At 70.8% G+C, this 14,658-nt stretch carries 10 protein-coding genes and 1 riboswitch; of the genes, 7 read left to right on the top strand and 3 right to left on the bottom strand.

Translation table 11 applies throughout. From position 1 onward, the window contains the following. Positions 1 to 62: 62 nt before the first annotated feature. Together ACIOKD_RS04440 and ACIOKD_RS04435 are read left to right on the top strand one after the other, a co-directional pair. A complete protein-coding gene (locus tag ACIOKD_RS04440) occupies positions 63 to 1,415 on the top strand; it encodes an SWIM zinc finger family protein (protein ID WP_402078038.1) in 1,353 nt (450 codons plus the stop codon). 65 nt (positions 1,416 to 1,480) lie between these two features. Next, on the top strand, positions 1,481 to 3,157 hold the full coding sequence (locus tag ACIOKD_RS04435; protein WP_402078035.1) for a DUF5691 domain-containing protein: 1,677 nt from the start codon (positions 1,481 to 1,483) through the stop codon (positions 3,155 to 3,157). Positions 3,158 to 3,339: 182 nt separating this feature from the next. On the opposite strand, the gene ACIOKD_RS04430 is transcribed toward ACIOKD_RS04435, so the two are convergent. Continuing rightward, the gene (locus tag ACIOKD_RS04430; protein WP_402079173.1) at positions 3,340 to 3,750 is read right to left on the bottom strand and encodes a cobalamin B12-binding domain-containing protein; all 411 of its coding nucleotides are present in this window, start codon (positions 3,748 to 3,750) and stop codon (positions 3,340 to 3,342) included. 582 nt (positions 3,751 to 4,332) lie between these two features. On the opposite strand from ACIOKD_RS04430, the gene ACIOKD_RS04425 reads away from it, so the two are divergent. Beyond that, entirely contained in the window at positions 4,333 to 5,238 is a 906-nt protein-coding gene (locus ACIOKD_RS04425) for a lipase family alpha/beta hydrolase (protein WP_402078032.1), read from the top strand. Between the two features lie 426 nt (positions 5,239 to 5,664). Next, positions 5,665 to 7,410 carry a M23 family metallopeptidase gene (locus tag ACIOKD_RS04420; protein WP_402078029.1) on the top strand — a complete coding sequence of 582 codons (1,746 nt, stop codon included), beginning with the start codon at positions 5,665 to 5,667 and terminating at the stop codon, positions 7,408 to 7,410. 91 nt (positions 7,411 to 7,501) lie between these two features. Here the strand turns inward: ACIOKD_RS04420 and pcrA are convergent, their stop codons facing one another. Beyond that, positions 7,502 to 10,108 carry a DNA helicase PcrA gene (gene pcrA / locus ACIOKD_RS04415; protein ID WP_402078026.1) on the bottom strand — a complete coding sequence of 869 codons (2,607 nt, stop codon included), beginning with the start codon at positions 10,106 to 10,108 and terminating at the stop codon, positions 7,502 to 7,504. A 587-nt stretch (positions 10,109 to 10,695) separates the two neighbouring features. Then, positions 10,696 to 10,868: riboswitch (cyclic di-AMP (ydaO/yuaA leader) on the top strand. Between the two features lie 6 nt (positions 10,869 to 10,874). Here pcrA and ACIOKD_RS04410 point away from each other — a divergent pair. Next, a complete protein-coding gene (locus tag ACIOKD_RS04410) occupies positions 10,875 to 12,053 on the top strand; it encodes an NlpC/P60 family protein (RefSeq protein ID WP_402078023.1) in 1,179 nt (392 codons plus the stop codon). A 146-nt stretch (positions 12,054 to 12,199) separates the two neighbouring features. Here ACIOKD_RS04410 and ACIOKD_RS04405 read toward each other — a convergent pair whose 3' ends face one another. Further along, entirely contained in the window at positions 12,200 to 12,553 is a 354-nt protein-coding gene (locus ACIOKD_RS04405; RefSeq protein ID WP_402078020.1) for a hypothetical protein, read from the bottom strand. Positions 12,554 to 13,065: 512 nt separating this feature from the next. On the opposite strand from ACIOKD_RS04405, the gene ACIOKD_RS04400 reads away from it, so the two are divergent. Then, positions 13,066 to 14,124 (top strand): NlpC/P60 family protein, encoded by a 1,059-nt coding sequence (locus ACIOKD_RS04400; protein WP_402078018.1) that lies wholly within the window; start codon positions 13,066 to 13,068, stop codon positions 14,122 to 14,124. Between the two features lie 149 nt (positions 14,125 to 14,273). After that, positions 14,274 to 14,582 (top strand): class I SAM-dependent methyltransferase, encoded by a 309-nt coding sequence (locus tag ACIOKD_RS04395; RefSeq protein WP_402078015.1) that lies wholly within the window; start codon positions 14,274 to 14,276, stop codon positions 14,580 to 14,582. The last annotated feature ends 76 nt before the right edge of the window (positions 14,583 to 14,658 follow it).

Raw genomic sequence — 14,658 nt, 5'->3', positions numbered from 1 at the left:
CTGACCTGCGCGAACTCAGCCGTCACAGGCGATTGTCAGTGGTGGGATCTACCTTCGGTCTCATGACTCAGCAGGGGGTGCGCTGGACTGCGGAGCAGGTGCTGGCACTGGCGCCTGACACCGCGTCACGCAAGGCGGGCAGCAAGCTCGGCGCGGCCGGGCCGTGGTCGGAGGCGGGCAGTTCCGAGGAGGGGACGGTATGGGGTCTGTGCAGGGGAAGCGGCAGCAAGCCGTACCGGACGGTGATCGACGTCGCGGACTCCACCGGGCCCGCTTACAAGTGCAGTTGCCCGAGCCGCAAGTTCCCGTGCAAGCACGCGCTGGGGCTGCTGCTGCTCTGGGCCGGCGAGGACGGCGCGGTGCCGCGGGGGCAGGCGCCGGACTGGGCGGACGAGTGGATCGAGGGCAGGAGGAAGCGCGCGGACGACAAGCGGACGGAGGATACGGCCGGTTCGCCGTCCGCGGGTGATCCGGAGGCGGCGCGGCGCAGGGCGGAGCGGCGGGCCGAGTGGATCACCGCGGGGGCGTCCGAGCTGGAGCAGCGGCTGACCGATCTGCTGCGGGACGGTCTGGCCTCGGCGGATCAGAGGGGGTACGGACTGTGGGAGGAGACGGCGGCGCGCATGGTCGACGCGCAGGCGCCGGGACTTGCCGCGCGCGTGCGCGAGTTGGGGGCGATACCGTCGTCGGGGCCCGGTTGGCCCGTGCGGCTGCTGGAGGAGTGCGCGCTGCTCCACCTGCTCGACCAGGGGTGGCTGCGCCGTGCCGCGCTGCCCGACGGGCTGGCCGCGACGGTCCGTTCCCGGATCGGGCTGGCCGGCTCGGCGGACGGCCCGCCGGTGCGTGACCGGTGGCTGGTCCTGGCCCAGTACGACACCGCGGACAGCCGCCTCACGACCCGACGGGTCTGGTTGTACGGGGCGCAGTCGGGGCGCACGGCACTGCTGCTTTCCTACGGGGCCGCCGGGCGCGCACCGGAGCTTACGTTGCCCGTCGGGCTGACGCTGGACGCGGCACTGTCCGCGTATCCGGGTGCGGGGCAGTTGCGGGCGGCGCTGGGAGAGCGGTTCGCCGCTCCGGCGCCCACGGAGTTCCGGCCGCCCGGGGTGGATGTGGCGCGGGCCGTGGCCCAGTACGGCGAGGCGCTCCGGGACGACCCGTGGCTCGAATCGCGGCCCGTGACACTGGCCCGCGTCATACCGACTCCGGACGGCGACGACTGGCAGTTGGCGGACGCCGACGGAGAGCTCGCCCTCCCGCTCACTCCGGCCGCCCGGTCCCGCTCCGGTCTGTGGCGCCTGGTCGCCCTCTCCGGCGGTGCTCCGGTGACGGTCTTCGGAGAGTGCGGCCACCGCGGCTTCTCCCCCCTCACGGCCTGGCCGGAGGGTCCGGGAGAGGCGGTGACCCTGTGCTGACGGCACCGCGCTCCACCCTTTCCGCCTCCTCTACGACTCGCCCCCCACGCACGAAAGGGACGCCCATGATCAGCACCCCTGCCCCTGTCCCTGTCCCTGTCCCTGTCCCGGTTTCCGCTTCTGCTTCCGCTTCCGCTTCCACGGCGGCGTCCGCCGGAAGCCATTGGGAGGAGCTTGTGACCGTGGCACTGCTGGGGACCACACGGCGTACACCGCCGGGGGTCACGTCCCGGCGCGACGCACCGACGGCACTGCTGGACGCGGCGGCCGTGGAGACGGTACGGAGACGGGCCGGGATGCGGCCGGGCCGGGCGACGGCCCGGGTCGAGCCCGCGGCGGAGGACTCCCGTCCCGCGCTGCCGCCGGCGGCGGCGCGCCGGCTGACGATGCTGCTCGCCGACCGGCCGGGGGCGGGGAGCGGCGGCCGCCGGGGGACGGCCCCCGACCTCATGGAACTGCTGCCGCAGTGGCTCGCCACGGCGAACCGGCAGGGTTTCGCGGCTCCTGCCCAGGCACTGCCCGCTCTGCTGGACGCGGCCCGGGGGCGTACGGACATCCGGCCGGCGGTGCTGGCGTTCACGGGGCCGCGCGCACTGTGGCTGGCCCGGCTGAACGCGGACTGGCGGTTCGCGCTGCGGGCGGCGCCGGGCGGCGGTGCCGTGCTACCTGGGCCCGAGGAGCCGGAGCGGATGCGCGCGCTGTGGGAGGAGGGGCTGTTCGCGGAGCGGGTCGCGCTCCTGTCGGCGGTCCGGGCGCGGGACGCGGGGGCCGCGCGGGACCTGCTCGCCGGGACGTGGGCGTCGGAGCGGGCCGAGGACCGGTTGATGTTCCTCGACTCGTTGCGGACTGGGCTGTGCGCGGCCGACGAGCCGTTCCTGGAGGGGGCGTTGGCCGACCGGAGCCGCAATGTGCGGGCCACCGCGGCCGAGTTGCTGTCCGCGCTGCCCGGCTCGGCGCTCGCGGGGCGGATGGCGGAGCGGGCGGGGTCCTGCGTCGCGTTCGACCACACGCACGGCACACCGACGATAGCGGTGGAAACGCCGCACGAGTGCGATCCCGGGATGGAGCGCGACGGCGTGGTGTCCAAGGCTCCGGCCGGCCGCGGTGAACGGTCCTGGTGGCTGGGCCAGTTGGTGGAGGCGGCCCCCCTCGGCACCTGGTCGCGGCGGCTCGGGGGGCGCACGCCGGAGGAGATCGTGGCGCTGCCCGTGGCCGACGACTGGCAGGACGAGCTGCATGCCGCATGGTGCCGGGCGGCGGTGCGGCAGCGCGATCCTTCCTGGTCCAGAGCGCTGCTGGGGACACCGGCGGCGCCGGAGGCGGGCGGGCCCGGAGCGGTCTCCCTGGCCGAGCGGGCGAAACTGCTCGGCATCCTGGGCGCCGAGGAGCGGGCCGAATGGGTCGCGGGATTCATCTCCGTACACGGACTGTCGGAGGCGTTTCAGCTGCTCGGGGTGTGCGCGGTGCCCTGGGCCGGCCCGTTGGGGCGGGCAGTCGTGGACGCGCTCAACATCGCTCGGGACGCGGGGAGTTATCCATGGAGTTTCAGCGGGGTCATGGGACTGGCCGAGCGCTGTCTGGACCCGGCGGAGGCGGGCCGCCTCGAAGCGCTCACAGCCGTCCCCGACGAATCGGAGAACGCTGCTCCGGGCGCCGGAGGCTACTGGGCCGAATCCTTCCAACGCCTGGTCACCACACTGCGCCTACGCGCAGCGATCCAAACCGAACTCACCCACCCGTAACCCCAACCCCCACGGGGCGCGACGAACGGCGCGACCAGCCACAACCGGCCCGCACCAAACTCCCCATCCACACCCCCACCCCCACCCCCCAGGGGCGCGGGGAACTGCGCGACCAGCCACCACCGATTCGCACCCACCCACGCGCACGCACCAGGCCCCCGGCCCACCCGGCGGGCGCAGCCCTACGCAGGCTGGCGCACGTTCGCCCGCACCCAGTCCACGATGGCCGTAGTCGTGGCCCCGGGCGTGAAGATCTCGGCGACGCCCTTCTCCTTGAGCGGCGCGATGTCAGCCTCGGGGATGATCCCGCCGCCGAAGACCTTGATGTCCGCGGCGTCGCGCTCCTTCAGGAGCGCGATGACCGCGGCGAACAGCGTGTTGTGCGCGCCGGACAGGATGGACAGCCCGATCGCGTCGGCATCCTCCTGGATCGCCGTGCCCACGATTTGCTCGGGCGTCTGGTGGAGGCCTGTGTAGATGACCTCCATACCCGCGTCCCGCAGCGCCCGCGCGATCACCTTCGCCCCGCGATCGTGTCCGTCGAGCCCCGGTTTGGCCACCACCACGCGGATCGGACCGGTTGCCACACCCATCACTGCCTCCATGAACCGACTACAACCCGATCTGCAGGGATCAGTTTCGACCAGCGACGATCGCCACACCTGCACCTGCACCTGCATTTACATACACGTCTACATCTACATCTAGAGCGACTGACAGCACCTGCCGATCGCGATGGCGACCCGCCGTCACCGCGCCCGTCCCAAGCATGCATCTCAGACACGCCCGGCACGGCCGCCCCGCACCGCACGGTCCGGGGAAGTGAACGAACGTTATCCCCACCATCCCGCAACCGGCAGTTTCGCGGTGGAGACCGAGGGGGAAATCACACGGTGGGACAAGTTCGCAGCGCATCGACCCCGCACACCGCGACACACGGTTCGCACCCGGGACGGGCGCAAGGGAAACCGCTACGAGGTCTCCGCACCTCCGCGCCGTCAGCCGCGCGACGGGGTGGTGCGGCGCATCGGCGATCGCACGACGACGGGCACTCCGTCGCTCCCCCCGGCGTCACCCACGCCGCACGTGCACCGTCGCCGTCCTCACCCATCGGCTTCCCACGAGGGCACACGGGGGACAGAGGGGTCCTGCCGTGCGCCGACGGGAGGTCGGCCATGAAGGTCACCAGGGCACTGCTGCCCCTTCTTCCACTCTGCCAGCGCCTGCTCCCCACCAGACTGGCCGGGCTCTCACTGACCCTGCTGAAGGCGACGGCCCTGGAGATCGCGATCCTCGCCGGCCATCTCGTCCTCTACCCCTCCGGCATCACCCCGGAGCGCCGCCGATCCCCGATCCCGACCCGGCCTCTGGCCGACCTGCCCGACCCCGACCTCGGCACGGACGGCATCCCCGACGCCGCCCGGCTGCCCCTTCCGGACAAGCCACCGGTCGTCCTGCTGCACGGATTCATAGACAACCGCTCGGTCTTCGTGCTGCTGCGCCGTTCGCTGGCCCAGCACGGCCGACAGCAGATCGAGTCGCTCAACTACTCCCCGCTGACCTGTGACATACGGACCGCCGCCGAGCTGCTCGGCCGGCACATCGAGGAGATCTGTGAGCGCACCGGCCGCCAGGAGGTGGACATCGTCGGGCACAGTCTCGGCGGGTTGATCGCGCGCTATTACGCGCAGCGCCTGGGCGGTGACGTCCGCGTCCGGACCTTGGTCACCCTGGGCACTCCGCACGCGGGCACCCGCGTCGTGCCGCTGATGAACGCGCACCCTGTCGTCCGCCAGATGCGCCCGGGCTCCGGCGTACTCGAAGAGCTGCGCAAGCCCGCCCCGCACTGCCGTACGCGCTTCGTGAGTTTCTGGAGCGACCTCGACCAGCTGATGGACCCGGTGGAGACGGCGTGCATCGAGCACCCGGATCTGCTCGCGCAGAACGTTCGCGTGAGCGGAATCGGACATCTCGCCCTGCCGGTGCACCCGGCGGTCGCGGTCGGCATACGTCAGGCCCTGGATGTCGAGGAGGGAACCGCCCGCGCCACCACCCACACCGGCGGCCTGACAGTGGCTTAACGGAGAGAGCCTGTCCGTAGGGCCCGGACCCGCTCGGAGAGGTACAACCGAAGACACCGAAGACGCCGACCCAAGAGGCCCATCAAAGGGGCCGATCGCAGAGGCCGACCCGAGAGGCCGATACAAGAGGTCGGCCGCGGGGCTCAACCGGAAGCGGACGTCTGAAGGCGATCCGCCCCGAACCGGGGCAACGGGAAGCGACGGGTAACGCACCAAGTGGAAGCCGAGCTCGCCTTCGGAGGCGCCTTTTCTTCGAACGTTCATCGAACGCAAGGCCAAAGCTCTGCCCAACCTCCGCCGAAAGGCATCCGAATGCCCCTTTCCTGAGAGGAGGAAACCTGCTGAAGATTGTCGCGCCCGCATACCGCCGGGTACAGTCGCCGCACTGCTCTGCCAGCCCCTGTTGTCGAGGCGAAAGAGAAGTTGGTGAACGACCGTCACCCGTCGGGGACCGTAACTCCCCCGGCTCCGGCTCCCGAGGCCGCCTCGGCGCATTACGCGTCCCACGGCCAGCAGGGGGTCCAGCACGGCGACTTCACCACGTACGACGGATATCCCGCCGCCGGTTTTGACCCGGCCGCCACCGGCTCGTACGGCACGACAGGTGGTTACGACATGACGGGCGCCTACGCGACGACCACGTTCGACACCGACCCCCTCTTCGGCGATCTGCCCGGCAACGGAAGCGGAACCGACGGGAGCGGCGGCGGAACGGGTTCGTACGGCACCACGACCGGAGCGTCCCACAGCGGTAACTGGACTGATTCCACCGGCAGTCATCAGACGCTGAACTACGACCCGTACGCGGCCCAGCACCACGCCGCCTATGAGACCGGCAGCTACGACACGAGCGGTGTCTGGCCGGATTCCGGTTATCAGCAGCTCGGTGAGATCCCGACGCAGGCAACGAGCCCCGACGGCACCGGACAGTGGGACGCGAACGCCTGGCACCAGGCCGAACAGGCCGACCCCACCCAGCAGTGGACGGCGCCGACCTTCGAGACAGGCACGTACGACGCCACGGCGTGGAACTCGGACGGCGGCGAGCAGCCCCAGCCCCACACGCAACTCCACCCGCAGGCGCAGCACGAGTCCTACGACCGACACGAGTCGCACGACCAGCAAGAGTCTTACGACCAGCAGGACGCGTACGACCAGCGGGAGTCGTTCCACCAGCAGGCCACCGCCACGTTCGAGCAGGTGCCGTTCGAAGAACGGGTCACCGCGCAGAGCGAGTTCAAACACTCCGGCCATACCGATGCCGACGCTCTCGCCGACGCGGACTCCGACCTTCACGCTCGTACCCACGGTCACGATCACGACCACGCCGACGACGAGCCCGAGCTGCTCGACGGTGTCGAGGAGATCATTCCCGTCGCCGCCAGCGCGCCGGCCTCCCGTGCCGGGTCCCGCGCGGCGGGCCGTTCCGCTTCCCGGTCGCGCCGCCGCACGCCGCCCAAGCGCTCCGCGCTGCTGACGATCGCCGTACCGTCGGCGTGTGTGATGGGTGTCGCCGGCATCGCCGCCGCGTCGGTGACCGGTGGCGACGGCGGAGACGATGTCCAGACGACGGCCGCCGCGCCCGACGCGAGCGCCGTGAAGCCGTCGGTCGCGAACAACAAGCTGGACGCCCAGCTCGAAAGCCTCTCCGCCGACGCGGACGACTTCGCGGACCGGGCGAGCCGCACGCAGGAACGTATCGACTTGAAGGCCGAGCAGGCCGCCGAGAAGCAGAAGGCGGCGGCCGATGCGGCCCGTAAGGAGCGGCTGCGTCCGAAGTTCGCGCTGCCGGTCGCGAGGCACGGGCTCAGCGCCTACTACGGTCAGGCCGGTATCAACTGGATGTCCGTGCACACCGGTATCGACTTTCCGGTCTCGTACGGTACGACGGTGATGGCCGCGACGGACGGAACCGTCCGTACGCAGTGGAACAGCGCCTACGGGAACATGATCATCGTGACGGCCAAGGACGGCACGGAGACCTGGTACTGCCATCTCTCCACGTACAAGGTCGCCTCGGGGACGGTCGTGAAGGCCGGCGACCCGATCGCGTACTCCGGCAACTCCGGCAACTCCACCGGCCCGCACCTCCACTTCGAGGTGCGACCCGGCGGCGGTTCGGCGATCGACCCGCTCCCGTGGCTGCGCAGCCACGGCATCGACCCCACCTAGGGCCTGCGAGCGCCCCCTCGGAGTGGACCTCGGACCGGCGGAGGCCGCCCGGTCGGCAGCCCCGCCCGCACATCCCGTCCGGTCCCGCTGCCTACAGCTTCTCCACCGGCGCGTACCGCAGCAGCAGGCGCTTCGGCTTCTCTCCGCCGAAGTCGACCGTCGCCTCCGAGTTCGCCCCCATGCCCTTCACTCCGACCACCGTGCCGAGGCCGAACTGGTCGTGTGTGACCCGGTCTCCGACCGCCAGCGACACCACCGGCTTCTCCGAGGAACCGCGCCGCGTCGCGAAGCCGGACGCGCCCGACGCCGCCGAGCGCGAGCGGGAGGAGGACAGAGAGGCCGCCACACCGCCGACCGGACCGGAGGCCACCGCCCCCATCGAACCCGTGCGCTTCCAGTCCAGATGCGCCTCCGGGATCTCCTCCAGGAAGCGGGACGGCGGGTTGTACGAGGGCTGTCCCCACGCGCTGCGCATCGACGCGCGCGTCAGGTAGAGCCGCTCGCGCGCGCGGGTGATGCCGACGTACGCGAGGCGCCGCTCCTCCTCCAGCTCCTTGGTCTGGCCGAGGGCGCGCATGTGCGGAAACACGCCGTCCTCCATGCCGGTCAGGAAGACGACAGGGAATTCGAGGCCCTTGGCGGTGTGCAGGGTCATGAGGGTGATGACCCCGGAGCCGTCCTCGTCCTCGTCGGGGATCTGGTCGGAGTCGGCGACCAGGGCCACCCGCTCCAGGAAGGCTGCGAGCCCGGTCGGCGTACCGCCCTCGGCCTCACCCTCCGCCTCACCTTCGCCCTCACCTTCGCCCTCGTTCGCGCCCGCGCCCGCATCCTCGCCGCCGGCCGCCTCCTGCTCGAACTCCAGGGCCACGGAGGCGAGTTCCTGCAGGTTCTCGATGCGGGTCTCGTCCTGGGGATCGGTGGAGGCCTGCAACTCGGCGAGATAGCCGGTGCGTTCGAGGATCGCCTCCACGACGGTCGCCGGGCCCGCGCCGGACTCGACGATCGTCCGGAGGTCCTCCATCAGCGTGTTGAACCGCTTGACGGCGTTCGTCGAGCGGGCCGCCATGCCGTACGCCTCGTCGACGCGGCGCAGCGCCTGCGGGAAGCTGATCTTCTCGCGCTGGGAGAGCGCGTCGATCATCGCCTCGGCGCGGTCGCCGATGCCGCGCTTGGGCACGTTCAGGATGCGGCGCAGCGGTACGGAGTCCTCGGGGTTCGCGAGCACCCGCAGGTACGCGAGGACGTCCCGAACCTCTTTGCGCTCGTAGAAGCGGACGCCGCCGACGACCTTGTAGGGCAGGCCGACCCGGATGAAGATCTCTTCGAAGACACGGGACTGGGCGTTCGTACGGTAGAAGACGGCGACGTCGCCGGCCTTCGCGTCGCCCGCGTCGGTGAGACGGTCTATCTCTTCGGCGACGAACTGCGCCTCGTCGTGCTCGGTGTCGGCGACATAGCCCGTGATGCGCGCGCCCGCGCCCGCGTTCGTCCACAGGTTCTTCGGGCGGCGCGATTCGTTGCGCTCGATGACCGCGTTGGCGGCGGTCAGGATCGTCTGCGTGGAGCGGTAGTTCTGCTCCAGCATGATCGTCGTCGCGTTCGGGTAGTCCTCCTCGAACTGGAGGATGTTACGGATGGTCGCGCCGCGGAAGGCGTAGATCGACTGGTCCGCGTCACCGACGACGCACAGCTCGGCCGGCGGGAGGTCGCCCTCCCCCGGCGGTACGTCCTCAGGGTGCGCGACGGGGTCCGTGGCGCTGCCGACGAGCTCCCGGACGAGGGAGTACTGCGCGTGGTTCGTGTCCTGGTACTCGTCCACGAGGACATGCCGGAAGCGGCGGCGGTAGTGCTCGGCGACGTCGGGGAAGGCGCGGAGGAGGTTGACCGTCGTCATGATCAGGTCGTCGAAGTCCAGCGCGTTCGCCTCGCGCAGCCGCGACTGGTACATCGCGTAGGCCTGGGCGGCGGTCTTCTCGAAGCCGTCGGAGGCCTGGGCGGCGAAGTCCTCCTCGTCGATCAGCTCGTTCTTCAGGTTCGAGATCTTGGCGCTGAAGGACTTCGGCGGGAAGCGCTTGGGATCGAGATCCAGGTCACGGCAGACCAGGGCCATGAGCCGCATGCTGTCGGCGGCGTCGTAGATCGAGAAGGACGACGTGAAGCCGAGCTTCTTGCTCTCCCTGCGCAGGATCCGCACGCAGGCGCTGTGGAAGGTCATGACCCACATCGCGTGGGCCCGCGGGCCCACGAGCTGCTCGACGCGCTCCTTCATCTCGCCCGCGGCCTTGTTCGTGAAGGTGATCGCGAGGATCTGGCCGGGGTGCACCTTGCGCTCGCCCAGCAGGTGGGCGATGCGGTGGGTGAGCACACGGGTCTTGCCGGAACCGGCGCCGGCCACGATGAGCAGGGGTGAGCCATGGTGGACCACCGCGGCGCGCTGGTTCTCGTTCAGCCCGTCCAGGAGCGTGGCCGGGTCCATGAGCGGCCGAGGGGCGCCGTCGCGGTAATAGCCTCCCCCGGTCTCGACCCCGCTCGACCGGGGGGACCCCCATCGGCTCGCGGGCACGTCGAAGCGCCCGCCGAACAGGTCGTCCGGACCGTGGTCCGGCGCCTCGTCCTCGGGCGGCGGCGGGGGCTCTTCCTCGTGGGCCCGGGAGGGCTTGAGGTCCGCCAGGAAGCTGTCATCAAAGAGGCTGCTCATCGCTCTCCGAGTCTAGGCGCCCCCACTGACACCCGGCCGCCACCCCGGAAACTCGGCGGAATCCGGGCCGGGCGGCCGAGGGGGACCCTCACCCGTAATGAGTGCGTCACTACACACGGCGACCATGACGGTGTCTTGGCGTGCCGCGCCGTGCCCCGTCGCGCCCCGTCGTGCCGTGTCGTGTCGCGCCCTGTCGTGCTGTGTCGCGCCGCGCCGTGTCGTGTCGCGCCCGGCGCTACCGCTGCAGGGCGCCACTTCGCCCCGCACCCGAACCGCGTATGGATGATTTCCGTATAGCCGTGCGGAGACAGGGCGCACCGGCACACCACCTGCCTGAGGTAATGACCGAGGCGGCCGGAACCGGCCCGTCGGCGCGGGCGCCGCTCCGCGACCCGGCCACCGCGCTCCCGCGCCCCTCAGGGACAACTCGGAGCAGATCACGACCAATTGACGTCAGCGGACGGCATCCGTGGCCCAGGTCACGAAAATGTATCGGGCATATCGCACATCAAACTTCACAGGTGCCACACGTATTGGCTAACTTTCGCGTAGACCGCTCGACCCGCACCGGCGAACAACGCCGGGCCGAGCGGGCTCCGCCGAATCCGGCATGCCCTCGCGGCCTCCGGAACCGGGGACCCAACCGATCCTGGGGTGAATCGGTCCGACTCCCTCGCGGGACAAGGACCGTAGGGCAAACCTTCCGAAGCATTCGCCCGAACCCGACAGCTAACTCGGTAGGCGGATGACGGAAGGAGACGCCCTCGTGGCGCCACACCGCAAGTCGCGGCCCCCCAGCCCCTTGGGCGTACGGACGCCGGCCCTCGCCACCGCGGCCCTGACCTCGGTGGCCCTGCTCTCCCAGACGGCGGACGCCTCGCCTGCCGCGGAGCCCACGCCCAGCACGGAGGAAGTCCAGAAGAAGATCGACGACCTCTACCAGCAGGCTGGCACGGCCACCGAGAAGTACAACGCGGCCAAGGAGAAGACCACCAAGCAACGCAAGCGCGTCGCCACGCTCCTCGACGACGTGGCGCAGCGTACGGAGAAGCTCAACACCGCGCGCGAGGCGCTGGGGACGTTCGCCGCGGCGCAGTACCGCACGGGAGCGTCCGCCCCCGACACGGCCTCTCTCCTCCTCGCGGACAACCCGCAGGACTACTTCGACCAGACCCAGCTGATGAACCGGCTGACCGCCCGCCAGCAGCAGGCCGTCGACGAGTACGTCACCCAGCGGGCCACCACGTCGAAGAGGCGGCAGGAGGCCTCCGAGGGTCTGGAGACGCTCACCACGACGCAGAGCACGCTGAAGACGTCCAAGGCGGACGTTCAGCGAAAGCTCGCCGAGGCGCGCGAGCTCCTCTCGAAGCTGACCGCCGAGGACAAGGTCCGCCTCGCCGCGATCGAGCGGGAGAAGCAGGAAAAGGCCCGGCGCAAGGCGGACGAGCTGGCGCGGCAGCAGGCAGCCGACGCGGAGCGCCGGCGCCAGGAGGCGGCGACGCAGGGCACCGGGGCCGCCGCCGGAACGGGCGCGGGCACCGGCACCGGCACCGGCACCGGCACCGGGAGCGTGCCGGGATCGGACTCCGCCTCCTCCACCAAGGCGGCCAAGGCGCTCGCCTTCGCCCGCGCCCAGATCGGCAAGCCGTACGTCTGGGGCGCCAGCGGTCCTGGTTCGTACGACTGCTCCGGTCTGACCCAGGCCGCCTGGAAGGCCGCCGGAGTGACCCTCCCGCGCACCACATGGGACCAGGTCGAGACCGGCACGACCGTCTCCGTGGACAACGCCCAGCCCGGCGACCTGGTCTTCTTCTACGACGACATCAGCCACGTCGGCATCTACATCGGCGACGGCATGATGATCCACGCCCCGAAGCCGGGTGCCTACGTCCGCGAGGAGTCGATCTACTACATGCCGGTCCACAGCGTGGTACGGCCGGGCTAGGGGCCCACCCGCATCCGGACGGGGTACGGCACGTGTGTGCCGTACCCCGTCCGCGTACCCCGTCCGCGTACCCCGTCCGCGTACCCCGTCCGCGTACCCCGTCCGTGTTCCGGGTCGGATTCCGGGTCGGATTCCGGGTCGGTCGCTCAGGTCCAGAGCACCGCGATGAAGACGTTCACCGTGGTCAGCCCGCCCACCAGGGCGAACAGGCCCTTCTCCACCTTCTCGTCGTCGCGTTTCACGTAGACGAGGCCGAGGATCACGACCAGTAGCGCCAGCTTCACGCCGATCTTGATGTTGTTGACGGTCTGGTCGTCGGCCTGGTTGAGGCCGACCAGGACCGCGCCGGTGACCAGCATGGTCAGCGCGCCGTGGAGCATGGCGGGGGTGAAGCGGGCCGTGCCGCCGCCCATGGCCTTCAGCTGGGTGAGGAAGCCGCCCAGCAGGGAGGCGATGCCGATGATGTGCAGGGCGACGAAGACATGAATGAGTACGTCCATGAGCCCGGACCCTAACCGGACGCCCGCATGCCGCCTCGCACCGGCCCGCACCGGCTCGCGTCGCCGCGCGTCGCCCCGCGTCGGCCCGCGTCGGCCCGCGTCGGCCCGCGTCGGCCCGCACCTCAGGCTCCTGGCAGGCCCCGGGCGGAGTCCATAGCACCGTCGCGCGTGCCGCTCCCCCACAACGTGAACATCGGTCACCCCACCGCGCCAAGTCGGTGGCACCGGGCCCGGATCACGGTCGCACCCGGTCAGCTCGTGGCCGAGTGCCACCACTTCCGTACATGCCGTTACCACCGGCGCATCGTGAGGTTTAGCGTCCTTCCCCAGGTGACCGGCTCCCCACCACAACCGCCCGGGCCAGGGCGGCAGTCGGTACCACCGCCAAGAAGTCCGGCGGCGGCCCGCTCCCCCTGTGCGGGCTGCCGCCGGACGTGCAACCAGCCCTTGAGGGCCGCCGCCGTGGACGTCTCAATGCCCCGGCGGCCGTACGGAAGGAACGTGGATCGCACGTGGCAGCACACCGCAAGCCCAGACAGCGCTCACTCGGCGGCGGTACGGCCCGCACCGCCTTCACCATCGCCCTCGCGGGGGTGGCGAGCGCGACCGGGTTCGACGGGACGGGGGTCGCCGCACCCGAGCTGACGCCGGCCCAGGTGAAGGCGAAGGTCGACAAGCTGTACCAGGAGGCGGAGGTCGCCACCGAGAAGTACAACGGCGCGAAGGAGAAGTCCACGAAGGCGGCCGGCCGACTCGGCACGCTGCAGGACGAGGCGGCGCGCAAGACGGACCGGCTCAACGACGAACGGGACGCACTCGGTTCGCTGGCGACCGCCCAGTACCGGGACGGCGGCATCGATCCCGCGCTGGGACTGATGCTCTCCTCGGACCCCGATCAGTATCTGGACGGGGCGGCGTTCGCCGAGCGGGCCGGCAGCAGGCAGGCCTCGGCGGTCTCCCGCGTACGCACACAACTGCGCGACATCGAGCAGTTGCGCGGTGCCGCACACATCGAACTCACCTCGCTCACAGCACGACAGGCGGACCTCAAACGCCACAAGAAGACAGTCACTGGCAAGCTCGGCGAGGCACGCCAACTGCTGTCCCGGCTGCCGGACGCGGACCGCGTCCGCATTGGCGCGGACGACCCGGACACCGCACGCGCCTCACGTTCCGGACAGGTTCCCCGCGCCCTCGGCTCCCCCTCTACGACCGCCCCCAACTCCCGGGCGTCGGACGCGGTTTCGTACGCTTACGGAAAGCTCGGCAGCCCCTACGTGTGGGGTGCCACCGGTCCCGACGCCTTCGACTGCTCGGGTCTGATGCAGGCCGCGTACCGCTCGGCGGGCATCTCGCTGCCCCGGACGACATACGCGCAGATCAACGCGGGCCAACGCGTCTCCCGATCCGAACTCCAACCCGGTGACCTGGTGTTCTTCTACTCGGGCATCTCTCATGTAGGGCTGTACGTGGGCAACGGGCAGATGGTCCACGCACCCAACCCGTCGGCTCCCGTGCGGGTCGCGCCTATCGACGAGATGCCGTTCGCGGGGGCGACGCGGGTGGCGTGAGTGGTGTAGTGGTGTGTGAGGGGCACGTGAGTCGCGCGGGGAGGCGCGCAAGTGACGCGAGGGGGGTTGCGGCCCTCCTCATTTGGTCCCCCATACGGCTTCCTCATTGGACCTGTCCACGGGGCCGTCCCCGGACGAGGCTCACGCTCATGACCACGCCTGCCGACACCACTCCCGCCGTCGCCCCACCCGCCCTCGCCACATTTATCGACTACGTCCACGGCTACTCCGCCCACGAGTCCCGCCGCCTCGGTGACCAGGCCGACACCCTCGCGGAACTCCTCCACGCCGGAACGGCCTACCCACCAGGCAGCGAAGTCCTGGAGGTCGGCTGCGGCGTGGGCGCCCAGACGGTCCACCTTGTCGCGGCGAGCCCGGCGGCCCGTTTCACGGCGGTGGACGTCTCGGCCGCCTCGCTCGCCGCGGCCCGCACGCGCGTGACGGCCGACCACCCCTGAGGCCGCGACGATCTGTGAGCGGCCTCCCACCACCGGCCCCCACCACCCTGTGCGGGCGCCACACCACTCGCCCAGG

Source organism: Streptomyces sp. NPDC087844, assembly GCF_044742785.1.
In the GTDB taxonomy this organism is placed as follows: domain Bacteria; phylum Actinomycetota; class Actinomycetes; order Streptomycetales; family Streptomycetaceae; genus Streptomyces.
The sequence above is the reverse complement of the archived record's forward strand: the minus strand, read 5'-3'. Positions and strand labels throughout refer to the sequence as shown.

Excerpts from the sequence above, each read along its gene's own strand:
- ACIOKD_RS04430 (WP_402079173.1), bottom strand. The coding sequence starts at position 3,750 with ATGGGTGTGGCAACCGGTCCGATCCGCGTGGTGGTGGCCAAACCGGGG.
- ACIOKD_RS04440 (WP_402078038.1), top strand. The coding sequence starts at position 63 with ATGACTCAGCAGGGGGTGCGCTGGACTGCGGAGCAGGTGCTGGCACTG.
- pcrA (WP_402078026.1), bottom strand. The coding sequence starts at position 10,108 with ATGAGCAGCCTCTTTGATGACAGCTTCCTGGCGGACCTCAAGCCCTCC.
- ACIOKD_RS04405 (WP_402078020.1), bottom strand. The coding sequence starts at position 12,553 with ATGGACGTACTCATTCATGTCTTCGTCGCCCTGCACATCATCGGCATC.
- ACIOKD_RS04435 (WP_402078035.1), top strand. The coding sequence starts at position 1,481 with ATGATCAGCACCCCTGCCCCTGTCCCTGTCCCTGTCCCTGTCCCGGTT.
- ACIOKD_RS04425 (WP_402078032.1), top strand. The coding sequence starts at position 4,333 with ATGAAGGTCACCAGGGCACTGCTGCCCCTTCTTCCACTCTGCCAGCGC.
- ACIOKD_RS04395 (WP_402078015.1), top strand. The coding sequence starts at position 14,274 with ATGACCACGCCTGCCGACACCACTCCCGCCGTCGCCCCACCCGCCCTC.